The organism is Psychrobacillus sp. INOP01 (genome assembly GCF_018140925.1).
Classification (GTDB): domain Bacteria; phylum Bacillota; class Bacilli; order Bacillales_A; family Planococcaceae; genus Psychrobacillus.
In genome coordinates this window covers 2953703-2969784 of sequence record NZ_CP073315.1, presented here as the reverse complement: position 1 = coordinate 2969784, position 16082 = coordinate 2953703, and the positions used below count along the sequence as shown (strand labels likewise).

The 16082-nt window shown below is 35.1% G+C and carries 7 protein-coding genes; all 7 read right to left on the bottom strand.

The genetic code is table 11. The annotated features are described in order from the left end of the window. Positions 1 to 6 precede the first annotated feature (6 nt). Positions 7 to 4992, bottom strand: coding sequence for a choice-of-anchor I family protein (locus tag KD050_RS14820; RefSeq protein ID WP_211893108.1), 4986 nt, complete (start codon positions 4990 to 4992; stop codon positions 7 to 9). Between the two features lie 411 nt (positions 4993 to 5403). After that, positions 5404 to 8313 (bottom strand): S-layer homology domain-containing protein, encoded by a 2910-nt coding sequence (locus KD050_RS14815; protein ID WP_211893107.1) that lies wholly within the window; start codon positions 8311 to 8313, stop codon positions 5404 to 5406. A 505-nt stretch (positions 8314 to 8818) separates the two neighbouring features. Then, positions 8819 to 11389: an S-layer homology domain-containing protein gene (locus tag KD050_RS14810; RefSeq protein WP_211893106.1), complete on the bottom strand. Its 2571-nt coding sequence runs from the start codon at positions 11387 to 11389 to the stop codon at positions 8819 to 8821. A 353-nt stretch (positions 11390 to 11742) separates the two neighbouring features. Further along, the gene (locus KD050_RS21405; protein WP_255553296.1) at positions 11743 to 11868 is read right to left on the bottom strand and encodes a hypothetical protein; all 126 of its coding nucleotides are present in this window, start codon (positions 11866 to 11868) and stop codon (positions 11743 to 11745) included. A gap of 978 nt (positions 11869 to 12846) precedes the next feature. Next, complete coding sequence (locus tag KD050_RS14805; protein ID WP_211893105.1) at positions 12847 to 13512, bottom strand: hypothetical protein; 666 nt, start codon at positions 13510 to 13512, stop codon at positions 12847 to 12849. 421 nt (positions 13513 to 13933) lie between these two features. Next, positions 13934 to 14548: a DUF5412 family protein gene (locus tag KD050_RS14800; protein ID WP_235753824.1), complete on the bottom strand. Its 615-nt coding sequence runs from the start codon at positions 14546 to 14548 to the stop codon at positions 13934 to 13936. A 364-nt stretch (positions 14549 to 14912) separates the two neighbouring features. After that, complete coding sequence (locus KD050_RS14795) at positions 14913 to 15839, bottom strand: hypothetical protein (protein WP_211893104.1); 927 nt, start codon at positions 15837 to 15839, stop codon at positions 14913 to 14915. Between the last annotated feature and the right edge of the window lie 243 nt (positions 15840 to 16082).

Genomic DNA, 16082 nt, shown 5'->3' with positions numbered 1-16082 from the left:
AAATTGTTATAGTACTACATTTCCATCTTTTGCATCTAAGCCTTCAATCTTAATGTCACCGTCAACTCCAGTGAAATCTACATCACCTGTAATAGTTACATTTGTGAGTGTTAATGTTCCGCTATTCGTACCAGTTAAAATTAGGTCACCGTTTACTGTTGCATTCTCAAGAGTTGTAACTTCTGAAACGTCAACGGAAATATTACCTTCATGCGTTTTACCAGAGAAATCTTCTGCAGGAACTGGTGTTACTGGAATTGCAGTTCCTTCAAATTCATATACTGCAACTGTTCCTGACATTTCGTGTGTTACTGCAAGTAATGCGTTACCTGTTGGGCTCTCAGAAGCTGGGATAAATCTTAAACCTTCTGGAGCTACATCTCCTGCAATATCTTGAGAGAAGTCACGACTTGTAATAAACGTCACAAATTCTGGACTTGATGGATTAGTAAGATCATAAACCATAATACCGCTGATGCGTTCTAAAGCGATAAATGCATAATTCTTTCCATTCATTTCCCCAGTTACTACCGATTCTGGTTCTGGACCTTTACTATTACTGCGATCGTCTACTTCTACATTGTTGTTACTTACGTTGAAGTATTGTTTTAATCTTGGATCATTTGCAATGATAGATTCGAAATCACTTCCACTATCAAATGCTAGCTCCATTGTGTCTGCATTAAAGATAGAGAAGCTACGTCCGCCGTAACCATAAAGCGCTTCGTATACAGTTTTATCTTCGCTTAATCCATTTTCAATCGTCACTTTGTAATCTGCTAGCTTTGTTAAATCAAATGCATCTAGCTCTTCTTGTGTATAACCAGCATAATTTTCTGCATTTAATTTAACCTCTTTACCGATTTTTGATAACTTTTTCTCTTCGCTGTATGCACCGTAGTCCCGGGCATCTCCTTCATTCGGTGTAACAATATATGTCTGATCCGCTACGGTAAACGTATCAATTGCATCTGGCATATAGAATGAAAGAATTGGTTGTTTCTCTAGTTTTACTGCTCCATCCTTGAGAGCATCTAGTTCGTTGCCTTCTACGGAGTGATCTTTCACGCCAAGACCCTTAACATCTAAAATCTTATTTGTTACAAGGTCTACTGTTGCTACTGCGTTATTTTCTTGTAATGAAACATAAGCTGTTTTACTGTCTGCAGAAACAGTTACATATTCTGGTTCTAGTTGCTCTAAAATTGTACCTTTAGAACTAACACGAACATGCTCATCTAACATCTCCTCTGTAAAAGTCAGCGTATCTACTGTAAATGTTGCTAAGTCAATGATTGAAATGGAGCCTTCTGGATCTACAGAATAGTCATCATTTGGTTCCCCTTCATTTGCCACAATTGCTTTTGTCCCATCGGGAGTGAATGTCACCATGTCTGGTAATGCACCAACTTCAACTGCTTGTACAAATACACCTGATTTTGTTGCAAAAACGATATGCCCATTATCTGTTTTTGGATTACTTACTGCAGAAATAGCGATTAAATCCTCTGTTGGATGTGATGCGATACTTGTAATGTCGTCTACGCCTTCTACCCCATACTCAGATAATAATATTTGTTTACTAGATTCTACTTCTGTTAATTGTTCTGATTGTAAATCAGCAAAGGAAAGGATATTGAATCCACCAGCTGCACCGTTAGTGACAAATGCAAGCTCTTTTTCTGCATCATATGCCATAATTTCCGTCCCGCCTTCGCCTTGTCCACTATCATAGCGAGCAATTTGAGAGACTGCTAATCTTCCAGGGTTCGTGTTATAGAATCCTGTGATTGGATCTGGACCTACAACTTGTCCTGCAACGTCTACAATACGACCTTTAATTTCAGTTGGAATTGTTGTTAAAGTTTTCAAATGGTCAGCAAAGTTTTCCCAATCTGAAAGTCCTAGATCCTTTACTTTTCCTGCTTCATAAATTTCTTTGAAGACATCATAGTTGTCTCCGCCTTGAGCTGTAAAGTAATTCGTTGCTATTGTATATGTTTCTGTGTCTACTATTCCTGTGTAACTTCCATCTGCATTTTCGTATGAGATAGATACAACACGTTCGCCTTTAGGTTTAGAAGAATCAAATTCTACTTTTGCACCAGCCACATGTAAGAAACCACCGTTTTCAAGTGGGTAAACACCTACACTCGTTTCAAACGCTTCTTTTAGTTGTGCACCGGTAATCTCCATTGTAGATAAGGTATTTCCGAAAGGTAGTACTGTGATTACTTCACCTACCGTAATTGGTCCAACATCAATACTTTCGCGAATTCCTCCACCATTTTGGAATGCCATTATCACTTCTTGGTTAAGTGATTTAGCTTTTGCCAACATCCCATCTGTAATAAGGTTTCCAAGTATCGTTTCGTTTTTACGAACACTTGGTTTAGTGTTGTCTCCATTCGTACGAGGGTTTTCTAATACAACCTTTGCACTAACTCCAATTTCTTCTTCAGCAATTTCATCAACTGCTGGTTTATATGTTTCTAGTAATGTTTTAGCTTCTGGATCTTCCTCAAGGCCTTTAACCTCAATTAATTTCCCTGCTTGTCCAACGACTTTTCCGTTTTTATCAAACTCCACATCCAGTGTACCTAGGAAGTCTCCTTGGGAGGATGCTTGTACGATAATCGTTTTGTCTTTTGTAGCACCCGTTTCATCTTTATCTATTACTTTTGGAGTTGCTAGTTTTGTATGACTATGTCCGCCTATAATAACGTCAATGCCGTCTACTTGAGCTGCTAGAGTTAAGTCATTGTCCACCGCTGGGTTGTCATCATAACCAATATGGGAAATTGCAACAATTTTGTTCACTCCCATATCTTCAAAAGCTTTCACCGCTTTTTCAGCTTCTACAATATAGTCTGTAAATGTTACTTGTCCTGGGCTAGAAAGGCCTTTCGTTTCTTCAGTCGTTAGCCCAAAGAACCCTACCTTCTGACCATCTACTTCTTTCACAATACCGTTATAGATTTTTCCATTTTCAGGCGTACTTGATACTAAGTCACTAAACAGACCTTGTAAATTTTCATCTTTCGAAAAATCTGCGTTTGCACTAACAAATGGGAAATGAGCCCCTTTTATAAAGTCAGCTAATGCTTTATGCCCTTCTTCAGATGAACCAAGGTCAAATTCATGATTACCAAAAGTCATTACATCATATTCTGCTAGATTCATAAATGCTAAATCGGCAAGCCCTTTGTACTGATTGAAATATAGAGTTCCCGAGAATACATCTCCAGCATCTACTAATACTGCACTTGGATTTTGTGCTCTTTCATTTTTTATGGCTGTAATACGTTTAGGTGCAGTTTCTACTTTTGCATGTGTATCGTTTGTATGCATTAAAGTAAGTTGGAAGTTTTTATCTGTACCTCCGCCATTGTTGCCGCCGTTATTTCCACTATTGTTTCCACCATTACTAGTACCGCCGCTACCGCTATTCAATTCATCAAAATTTACAATAATATCTTTTGCCGTCGTTCCTTCTGGCAGTTCAAATTTATCGACTTTTGTTCCGGCACCTAATGTGATTGCAGTACCTTTAACATCAACAATCAATTTTTCGATTTTTCCGGTTGTTCGAAGCTTTAGATCAATCTTAGTTTTGACTGTGACATTTTTGATATTGGCTGTTCCATCAATCGACATTGTATTAGGCGTGTCCACTGAAAGGTTATCCACTGACGCGTCAAGCGTCACGTTCGTTGCACCTTTTTTCATGTTCACTTTTGGCAATGTAATTCCTTTATCAGCTTTTAAATGGACATTCGATAAAAGAGTGAATTCTTGAGCTGTTGAATTACCTTTTACTTCAATTATTACTTTATTACCCTTTGACACTTCAACAGATTGGATTGTAGAGTCTGTAAAAACAAAACTTGGTTCTTTTACTTCTACAGCAGCTGCTGAAAATACTTTATTGTCTCGGCTAATTGAAGTTTTATCGGTAAGATTAGTTCTCCCTAAAACCTTGATATCAAAAGCTTTGAAACTATTTTCTACTTCTTTCCCTATTTCTAAATCTTTTTCAATCGTTAAATTTTTCAAAGAAACATAGTCACCATTAACACGTACTGTCCCTGCAAATTTAGTTCCTTGTCCATCTAGTACAATATTGTTTGCTTCATTGCCATTCGCTGTAAGTTCAATTGAATCAATTCCAACGATTACACCGTCTTTAACTGTATATTCCAAAACCGATCCTAAAAGAGCTGCTGAATTTGAAGCATTCATAATTTTCTTCAAGTCCGCTGACAAAGCATATGTTCCAGAAGATAACTCAACTGACTCATTTGTTACGCCAATCAATTTTGCCGTCTTTTGTACTGGGGATTCACTGCGCACAATAAACGAAGCCATTTGTCCTCTAGTAACGTAAGCGTTTGGCTCAAATGTAGTTGGAGTGGTTCCAGTTGTAACTTCATTAGCGATCAATGCTTGGACATAATCTGCGTACCAGTGTTCAGCTTTAACATCTGTAAATGGCGTATTTGTTAGCTTTACTTCCTCTAGTTTAAAAGCAAGACTAATAATTTTAGACATCTGTGCACGTGTAAGAGGTTTACCTGGCTTAAACGTTTTGTCATTATACCCATCGATTATCCCTGCTTCTACAAGTGCTGCAATTGGTCCATAATACTCATCCGTCACTTTCACATCTTTGAATCCTGGGTTTTTCACATTTTCTATATTCATCTCAAGAGTTTTTGCTATAACGCTAGCCATTTGTCCCCGAGTTACAGATTGATAAGGTTTAAAAGTACCATCGCCAAATCCTTTTACAATTCCTCTAGAAGCCAAACTTATAACACTCTCATAGAAATAATTACTTTCAATGTTCTTTACATCCGAAAACGAAGGAGCTACCACCTCTTCGGCTTGTGTATGTACTGGTACAGCTGTTGTAATCGTTCCAGTTGCCACCACCGTAGCTAATGTCGCACCGAACAATTTTTTCTGATATGAACTAGCATGTTTCTTCATATACTGACCTCCTCTAGTCATGGGATCAGATTAATCCCTAAATAAAGATTACCACGCTAAAATTAAGTTACTGTTAAGTGATTGTTAATACTTTCCTCCTATAGAAGCTAATGATAAATTAACTGTATTTTACCCAAAATTATAGGAGCAACTATCGAAAAACCCGTGCTCCCTTTCATTTTATGGGTTATTTTGGGATACATGTATTTTCTATGAATAGTTTTAACTTTAGTAGAGTATTATATTTTTGTAAAAAACATTAAGCTATAGATTTTGTGCTTTTAAAACAAAAATAGACAAATAATTCTTACGACCGGATAAACATATAAAAACATCCCTGTAGAAGATTCTCTACGGGGATGTTTTAGAAAATATTTTAACACATTAGATTTGAGTGGAAGCATCTAAAAGTTACTCAATCGTTACTGTTGTTGCGCCAAATGCGTTAGCGGTATTACCAGCTACATCACGGATATATGCTGGAGTTTTTACAGTAGCAACAGATAATGCACCAGTGTAAGTTGCATATCCATTTACTAAAGTTACAGTAGCGGTATCACCATTTGCAGTTGCGGTTACTGTATAATCATCTCCAGCTTTTAATCTATCTCCATCAACTTTAGTTATTACTAGGTCACTAGCCCAAAGAGCAGTTGACGCTGATAAGGCTTCATCAAAATCAATAGTGAAATCAGAAACATTACCAGTTGCTGTATTGTTATCTATTAATAGTTTCCCATCATTACCTTTCTCAACACTTGGAGCAATCCCATCTTTAACTGAAATGGTGAATGCCGAATTTGTAGTTCCAAATGTATTAGTTAAAGCACCAGCTGTAGCTACAACATTTAATTTCTGATTTGGTGCAAAGGAAGATGTAGTACTGTTAGCCGCAAGTGTTAATGTTACCGTTGCTTTCCCATTGTTATTTTCATAGGAAGCTCCACCAAATGTAAATGTTCCAGCAGGTGATGGATCAGCTACAGTAAACAAGGATGGATTCAATGAACCTTGTAATTCTTGGTTTAATTGGAACTTAACAGTTTTATTTGTAGCTGTCATAGCAGAATCTTTTACAAGAGAGACTTCATCTAAAGCATCATTTGATACTGGTTCTAAAATGTAATCCGTATTACTATATACATTCCCAGCAGCATCTTTAAGTGATCCACTCACACGTACTCCATCAATATTATTAATCACTGTATTACCAGCAGGTAAGCGAATCTCAACTGTTGAATTATTAATAACAACGATTGATGTACCAGCTGGGTGATTAACCATTACGTCCTTATTACGTAAACTATAGTTGGAAAGACTTGTCAACTCTTCTGTGCTCATCGCTTCGCTAAATGTTACTCGGATATTATTTCCGCTTTTAACTGCACTTTTAACATCCCAAGCTGTTGAATCAGGTATAGCAACGTTAATCGTTTGAGAGGTTAATTTATTTTTTTCATAGGATAAATCTTCTATATTCTTAACTACTAATGAGTATGAACCTGGTTTTAAGTTTGTAGGCAAAGTAACGGTTACAGTCTTTTTCGAATTGTCGTAATCAAAAGTAGCGCCAGTAAGTGATATAGCTTTACCAGCAGAATCCGTTAAAGCATAATTTGCTGCTAATTCAGCAGTTGTTTCATTTACTTCTTCAGAGAATGTAACAACAAATTTCTTGTCAGTAGTAGCATCTACTTTTGTAACGGAAGGGGCAGTTTTATCTAAAACTACATTTGCTGATAATTCCGCTGATGCAACGTCATTACCCCAAGCATCTTCAAAGGCATTTTCTTTTGTGTTTAAGAACAACTTTGAAGTACCCTCCGGAAGTGGTGTTGCAAAGTTCACTGTAAATGTATCAGCAAAACCATTAACTGCATTTACTGCAGTAAGACCAGTTCCTACATAATTAGCACTATTATTAACAGTATGGTAGAACGAAACATTGCCGGCGTTTGTAACTTTAACCGGTTTAGAGAATTTAAATGTGACTTGATCTGGTGCAGCTTTGTCAATTGTAACTGTCGGTACAGTGGTATCAACAGCATAGTTAAATTCTTTAGTAGTTTTAGCTACTTTATATGAAGCGTAGTCTTGGCCACCCTCTATTTCAAGTGAATGTGCACCTTCTGTAGGAGCGATACCAAATTCAACTACTGCTCTAGAGCGATTGGAAGGATCAATTGTAACAGCTGTAGAAATAGATCCATTATCTAATTTAACAGTTGGTGCAGCTGCCAAAGGTTCAGAGAAGTTAATCTCTACTGAACGTGGACCAACTGTACGAAGCGTTTCAACTGTTGGTGCAGCTCTATCAAAGAATGTAACATTTCCTTCGTATTTTTTGTTAGGCACATTTTTTTCATTTACTACATCTTCTACAGTAACTTTCACTTCGTCTTGTTGACGAGCTTCCTTTCCAAGCGTTATAAGTACAGTTTTTCCTTCATCTTGTAGTTTTACAGAACCGTTTGTTAAATCTGCAGTAGCACCAGATGTTACATCAGCTAATGAATAATTTGCAATATCTTCAGCAGATGCTTTATCTACTTTTGAGTTGAAAGTAATAGAGAACTGTTTTAAGTTATCAGCATTTACGGAAACCACTTCCGGAGTTGGGTTATCAACTACTGGATGGGCAACATCAAAAGAACGGTTCAAGAATGAAGCCATTTGACCACGTTTAACATCACCGGTTGGATTAAATGCAGTAACTTCGGTTACACCATTTTCAGATAAAATATTAATATATTTTACAAATTGTTGTTGTGCTTTAGCATTGTCCGTAACTTTCGACTCCACTCCAGCAAGATCCTTTAAACCAAATCCGTTCACAAGAACTTGTGCCATTTGTTGACGAGTAATGTTGTTTGCAGGCATTAGGTTGTTATTGCTACCTTTGAAGATTCCAGACTCTTTTACGATTAAAGAAGCGTAATATAATTCTTTGTCACCATGAGTTGCAGGAACGTCCTTAAATGGTGTTACTTTATCTGCTAATTTGTTAGCAGTAACATACTCTTCGAAATTTTTATAGTCAGATTGAGAAATTACATATTTCGCAAGAGATTTCACTACACCTTTACGGTCGATAGAGTTTTCAGGTTTGAAAGTACCATCTTTATAACCATCAAATAGTCCACGTTCTACAGCTTGCATAATTGCAGCGTAGTGTGTATGCGTTGAAGCGACATCAGAAAAGTCAGTTCCTGCGCTTTTTACCTCTGCTGCAAAAGTAGTTGGTACGATTGCCGTTGCTACTAGTGTAGCTGTAGCTGCACCAGCTGAAAACTTACGGTATTTCGTTGGTTTGTTAGCCATGTATAATTTCCTCCTCATCTTAGGTTCCAATTTCTAAAATTTTTAGCTAGTGTAATAGAATTTTTCTTCTATTACACTACCTGTACTATTTCCTTTGATATAGGATATAAACGTTAATAATGATATTGTGCAATATGTAAGGTTATTGAAATTTTTGTAATGTAGGGGTTCCTTGTATAAAATGCTAGATTCCTTTACTAATCTCAAACTAACAATGTTTACTCTTCTGAGACAGGCTGATTCTCCAGTAGCTACATTTGCTTCTGTTTCTTGACTTCACATTTTATCCCAATGATCCCTCCTCAAATAGAAAAAGCCCTATCTCCACTTAATGAGTTAGGGCTGATATTACAATCCTTCTATTAAATTTAAAATGTTTAAAAGTCATTCATTACGGATTAAAGGCAAAAGAAAAACCCCGCAGAGATTTCTCTCCACAAGGCATTCTCTCATTCAATTATTTCATTCAACAGAAAATAATTATTTGAATTGTTTTTAATAAGGATTATTTAGAAACAGAACCGTCTTTAACTTTGTTCTTATTAGCATCAAATAGGTTAGCTGATTTAAACTCAACAGCAATGCTATCTGTTAGTGCAAAGTCATTAGTTGTCTTAACAGTTAGCTTGCCATTAGCTGCTACAACTGAAGCAGGAACTACAGAAGCATCAGCAATCTTAACTGTTAAACCAGTAACAGTAGCTTGGTCAGCAATTGCTTCAGAGAAATCAACAGTAAATGTTTTGCTATCTACTACAGTTACTTTAGAAGCTACTGGAGCAACGCTTTCTTTTAGCACAACTGGAGTTGTAGCTTTACCGTCTTTAAGCGTGTTACCTTTAGTATCTACAACATTCTTAGCTTCAAGAACATAGCTACCATTAGCAGTGATAGAACCTTCAGGTAATGTGAATCTTACTTTTTTAGTTCCATTTACAAACTGAAGTTGAGTTCCTGTAGGTAATACTTTTCCTCCAAGAGTGTAGTTAGCTACTGTTGTTGCTGAAGAAGTAACATCTGCAGCATACTCAACAGTGAATACTCTATTGTTAGTAGCATCTACTACAACTGGTGTAGTGCCATAAACTAATGAATCTGTAACTGTACCAGGTGTAGCTTGGAAAGTACCAGTTGCAACATTAAATGTAATTGTCTCTGCATTTTTATTTCCAGTCAAATCTGCTACTGCTCCAGCAGCCAATTCGAATGAGTATGTTGAATTGCTATCTAGGTCAATAGAAACTTTAACAGTATTTTTTTCAGAACCTTCAACTTTACCGTTACCATCAACATCAAAACCAGTTCCTGCAACTTCATTTACAGCTGTTACATTTCCAGTTGTATAAACAATACCATTCTTAGTATTAAGAGTTAAATCACCGTTTACTTTTACAGGCTCATTGAAAGTAAGGTATAAAGCATCTTCGTCTGTAGTAACAGTTGTATTATCTTCTACTAGCATTTTAGATGAAGTAGATGAAAGAGTAGCAGGAGTTGAATCTATAGCTAGAGTTGCATCGAATTCAAAAGCATCTCCAGCGTTACCAGCTAGGTCTTTTTGTCCTTCTACTTTAACTTTTGTATTAATAAATTTAGCTCCACCTAAAACAGATACTGCATCTACAGTAAATTTAGTTTTATCAGTAGCATCTTTAATATTAGCATCAGTCAAGTAGAAATCAGTAGTTCCTACAGTTACTTTTGCATACTCATTACGACCTGAAGTCCCATCAAGATTTTGTTTAGACAATTCTTCTGAGAAATCAAAAGTGATTTCAGTACCGTTAACTGTAGTAGATACAGTTGGGTTTGAATTATCAACTACTGGCTTAGCTACTGTGAAGTTAACAGCGATAGGGTTAGAGATATTGTTAGCGAAGTCCGTTGCTCCAACAACATCTACTTTATAAGACTTATCAGCAGTTAAACCTGTAATTGTTAGTGTTTTACCAGATAAAGTATATTGAGCAGGAGATGCAAGTTGAACACCATCCAAGCTTACAGTTCCTTCGCTTTGTACAGGCTCATCAAAAGTGATAACTGCTGTAGTTCCTTTTGCTTCAACAGATTTAATATCAACAGGAGTTGTATCTGCAAATGTTAGCAACTTGTTGAACTCTGAAGTTAGAACAGTAGCATCTGCTTTTGTTTTGATCGGTGAAACAGTAACTTTAGCATTTGATACTTTTAACTCATCAGCAGTTGTTAAAGTTACAGTCTTGCCATCTTCTGAAACTACTGCGTTAGAGATAGTTTCGCCTTCGACAGCATATTTCGTTTTAATAGCCGCATCTGTTGCATCAACAGCTTGGTTGAATGTAACAACTAACTCTTTAGCGTTAACCGCACTTACAGAAACAACTTCTGGAGTTGTGTTAACTTCTTCTGGATGAGCAACATCATATGAACGGTTCAAGAATGAAGCCATTTGTCCACGCTTAACTGCTCCAGTTGGATTGAACGCAGTAACTTCAGTTACACCGTTTTCAGATAAGATGTTGATGTAGTCAACGTACTCAGCTTGAGCTTTGTCGTTATCAGTAACTTTTGATTCAACATCTGCAAGATCTTTAAGGTCAAATCCGTTAACTAATACTTTTGCCATTTGTTGACGAGTAATTACGTTAGCAGGCATTAAGTTGTTGTTGCTTCCAGTGAAGATTCCAGAATCTTTAACGATTAAAGAAGCGTTAAATAATTCTTTGTCACCATGAGTTGCAGGAACATCATTGAATGGCGCTACAGTTTCAGCTAACTTGTTAGCAGCAACATACGCTTCAAAAGTTTTATACTCAGATTGTGAAACTACATAGTTAGCAAGAGATTTAACTACACCTTTACGGTCGATAGTGTTTTCAGGTTTGAAAGTACCATCTGTGTAACCGTTGAATAATCCACGTTCTACAGCTTGCATAATTGCACCGTAGTGTGTGTGTGTTGGAGCTACGTCTGAGAATTCTTTTGCTGCTGTTTCTACCTCTGCTGCTAAAGCAGTTGGTACGATTGCTGTTGCTACTAGAGCAGCTGAAGCTGCACCAGCTAAAAATTTACTGTATTTCGATGATTGAATGGTCATGGAAAATTTCCTCCTAATAGGTAAATATAATTTGTTATAACTATAATTTAGTAAATTTGCTCCTACTTATGTAGAATAACGAAATGATGTTTTCTCTTCGTAAACTTACATCCTCCAATAATTCTTTTGGAGACTACTAAGTTAGTATAAGTCTAGTATTTTTTAGAGTCTATCACAAAAGGTTGGTAATACTACCATATAAAAGAAATATCCAGCGGCTGATAGCCGCTGGATCTCACTGTCTTTTTAAGCTGATTGGTATTTGTTGAAAGTTTTGTTTAAGCTTGGTTTGATCTAAACTGAAGATTCTTCAGTCTTGGAAATAGATTCCCTACATATCCAAGGATGCTGGTTCACTTACTGATGTAAGCCTCTAATTCAAGCTCAACTGGTAGAAATTGGTCCTCTACTACAGTAAAAACTTCTACTGCTATATTTTGCAGGGGTTTTGAATTCGACTTAAAGAATGTTCCTACCACTTATCTCTTCCCCCCGCTTTTAACGATACATCTTTCAATGAGTTGGAATCGAAATAGTATTCCGCTATGAAGAGGTAGATGGCAAACAGGTCCCTAATACGGTGGTTTACGGAAATCTAATTAAGTCAATTTAGGCTAGAAGGAAGCAAGTTTAAAGGAATCGATAACAGACTTTAATAACTCTCTTGGTATTGTCCTATATGTGGAGGAGAAAATGATGAAGAGATTTTATCTAAGAATATACATTGGGTATTATTTATCTTTGTAGTCATCAATTTGATTATTGGATTTATTAACTTTAACATAGCCATTTTTTATTAACTAAAGAATAAATAACAAAGAAATTGACAATAAATAATGTACATTGGAGGTAATATTCATGCTGATAATCAAAAAAAATGATGATAAAATATTTTTTTGCTATTGCTGTCGCAAAAGGACTTTATTTATACGAAGAGATTTGCACAATAACAGTGGGGTAGAGAGTCATTGTAGTGAATGTTCTTATGTTTGGTTTGAATGGCAAAATCGAGCAGTGGAGCGAGAAAAGGAAAAATGGTTGGAGCATAACGGAGGACTATTAAATACCTTGAAAAGTCACTATAAAATTTTTTAACAATAACAGCCTTTTCCAAATCCATATTTTAGTTCATTAGATAATATTTTTTTGTTAAAATATCAAATAAAAATAATAAAATCAATTAAATGTGCAATAATCTAAACAATCTAATAGGAATGATTACCTTCTTATGAAATCGTATTACAGACAAAAGTAATCTAGCCGAGTGCTAACTCATAGGTGGATTACTTTTGTCGTGTCATTAAAAGCTGGGTGTTATAACTGCAATCATCAAAAATGCATAAAGGGTTAAGGACACTTATAATCAAAGCACCAATAAATCCACCACGAGCTAGATGAAGTTGAATTGTTCTATTCATCCATCACATCCAACTTATTCATAGATTTATTTTCCTCTCTTATACAACTTCTTGATTTTCCTTTTCTTGAATACACTCATTAACCAATACCAATAAAAGTTTATTTCTATCAATAGATTTACTAATATAGTCAATTACTTTCATTAATCCCACAAAAAAAATTAAAAATAATATATAGCTAAGAATAAACTTCAAAACACTCCATTTGGTAAAATTCAAAGTAGTAATTAAAGATGACGTAATAACAGCAATTAAAATTGTTTGCATTGAACTTAAGAGCGATGTTAGTCGAGGACTAGCTGACTTAAGTTCAAGAAAAGTTCTAAAACCTTTCAAGTCACTAAGCTCTGGCAAATCCCGTAGCATTTTTTCTTTAATTCGATTGCAATTTTCTATAAACTTATTATGCTCAAAATTTTTAATACTTGAAAACTCTTCATAAAACTTTATCGGTGGGTGAGGATCACCCATCCATTGGTAAAAGTTATATTTTTCTGCCGTATGTTTATCATACCAATTGAAAAACTTATTAAATGAAAAATTAATAATGAATAAGAAAAGATTAAATAGTAGAAAGAAAGCAATAAATGCCAAAATCAATTCTTTAATATTTTCAGCTTTCGAGTATAAATCTAGCACATTAAATACCATAAAAAATAATAAAAGAATATTTAAGACCAAATATTGATATCTTTTTTTTATCAAAAAGTTTCCCCCTCATCCTGCTTAATACGTATAACTTTTCCTTAGTGGTAGTTATCTTATCTCTTGCAAGTTCGACAACTTGACTTTGCCTTCGGAGACTATTACCAGGGTTCTAGTATCTCTGTTTTGGTGAAAAAGAGAGTTTCCTTAAAACAATCCATTTTATTTAAAATGGATAGAACCTCAAAACGTCACCCAATAGATTTCATTCCTCCCATTTTCAATATATACGCAGTATTCAACTAAAAGTTACATATATTTTATACGAAACGTATTTAGACAAAATTAAAAGGTCTAGCACGGTACAATACCGAGTTCAAACCTTAGCTGCCTAAAATATTTATCGTGCCTAACATTTACGGGACAGTTCAATATGATGGTCTTGTTGGACTAAAGCACCTCGTTATTGCAATAAGAGATATTAGTTTTGGTAGCAAGTATCATAGTCGTCTTTCATCAACAAACTTTTACAAGCCAAACCATTTTCGTGATAAATCTCTTTACCGATTTCTAATTCGATACTTCTATTTGAATTTGGATGCTCAGGTTCGTCATTTAGAATATACAGGGTATCTTCATCCATCCATTCCATAGAAAGATTACTTTTTGCATCCCCATAATAAACAGTTTTAACTTTATTTTTCTCATTATTGTATGTGATTTCAACCCATACATTAACTCCTCCAGCCGCACCACCATATGGTTCATAAAAAGCATTAGCCGTATATTTTTCTGTGGGTGATGTTACAGGTCCAGGTCCGTTTTGAGTATATTCTCTATCAATTTCACTAAATGTAAAAAAGTACATTTCATATATATAGATTGAAGATACTAAAACAACCCCAGATAACGTTGCAATCAGCAATTTTTTAGGAAAAGGTTTCTTTTTAATGAAAGAAATTATTATATTAGCACATAAAATTAAGAATAATATAATGGTAATAAATGAAATTAAGATACCAAATACAATTAAAATAATAACCCCCACCTTCTTAAGTTCAATCACAATCATTTCAAATAATGATAATTTACGCAATATTCTTCTTCAAGTAAACTGCCGCGTTAGTTGATCAACTGAATAATCAGTTGTTGGTATAGTGGAAAGCATTTACAAATATTGATGTAGTGAAGTTGTAAATGTGTAAAAAATGTGATTGACAGTTACCACAAGTAATACGATAAGCTCAATCGCTTCAACTTTGAGTTAGCATACATCAACCATATCAAACTCCTAGAATCAATTAACGAGCCTGTGAGCTTCGAGAATGAAGTAGAGAAATTATGGTTGCCTCATCGTTGCAACAGAGCGTTCCTGTGAGTGTGTGAAGGCATTACAAAAGGACTTGCATGTATGAGGTGTATTCATACGCACAAGCCCCAGATTGATACTTAATGGGATATTAGAGTGGATTAGGATCCGTTGAAAAGGCTTGTAATAAATCTAATTCTACTTGTTTTTCTATGTCTCCACTTTCGACCCCTATCAATTTGTAGAACTCTTTACCCGCTTCGATTGACTTGTAAGAATTCATATAGGAATAAGAACTTAAAAATTTAGCGTACTCAACTAGATTATTTTTTTGTTCGTAAGACAATTTTTTAACACCCATTGAACAAAGAATTTGATACAAATATATCTCTGGTGTTAAGATACCATTTTTATCGAATTTTATAAGAGCTTCTGTAAAGTAATAATCGTAACCAATTGAATTATAGAAACTACTTCCATACATTTTTGTCGAGTATTCCGACTTGCCATTGTTTAGATTTTTAGCATAGTCCTTTAGATTTCTTAAATTATAAGTAGAAATTTCATCATTAATTGTACTAGTGTATAAATAATGTTCAATAGAAGCTACTCCATCATCTGTGTCGTATTTAAATGAGGGATATTTCTTTTCTAAAGGAAGTAATGTCGAAAGGCCTAAATAGCTAAAGTTATCTCGAATAAATTGGTTAGGTGAAGTTTTAAAATGAGGTCTTACATAAGTCCCGTCCTCACGATAATATCCTCTAACGTAAACTAATTCATCAATCTGTTCTTGCCCAACGATTCTATCACCTTTATATAAGCTAACTATCCCTGTTGTAGAGTATTTTGGATTCGAATCTACAAGTTTTAAATTATAATCATAATAGAAACTTGATGAACCGCTAGAACTACTAGAACCACCATAGTTTCGGTAATGAGGTTTTACATAAGTCTCGTCCTTGCGATAATAGCCTTTCACCTTAGTACTTTTAGCTTCTGCGTCATCCCCAAAAAAGCCCAAAAATAGAGGGAAAACTAATATGAAACTTAGAAAAATTAGCAAACCTCTTTTCATTTTGTTACCTTCTTAATCATTTTTTACTTATCATACCATATTTTTCAATTAATTATTAATTAACTTAAATCTAACTACTCTGTTTTAGTATTCGAAATATAATTAATGTTTATAGCATTTTATACCTTACAATAATCATAAGCTTACTGATTTAAGTTCTAATTCACTTGATAAAAGTGGAGTAATTTCGTAATAAATGCTTAAGATACGTAACAAAAGGACTTGCATATATGGAAATCAATC

What these genes read in the sequence shown, in the direction of transcription:
- KD050_RS14820 (WP_211893108.1), bottom strand. Translation starts at nt 4,992, where the DNA reads ATGAAGAAACATGCTAGTTCATATCAGAAAAAATTGTTCGGTGCGACA.
- KD050_RS14815 (WP_211893107.1), bottom strand. Translation starts at nt 8,313, where the DNA reads ATGGCTAACAAACCAACGAAATACCGTAAGTTTTCAGCTGGTGCAGCT.
- KD050_RS14810 (WP_211893106.1), bottom strand. Translation starts at nt 11,389, where the DNA reads ATGACCATTCAATCATCGAAATACAGTAAATTTTTAGCTGGTGCAGCT.
- KD050_RS14795 (WP_211893104.1), bottom strand. Translation starts at nt 15,839, where the DNA reads ATGAAAAGAGGTTTGCTAATTTTTCTAAGTTTCATATTAGTTTTCCCT.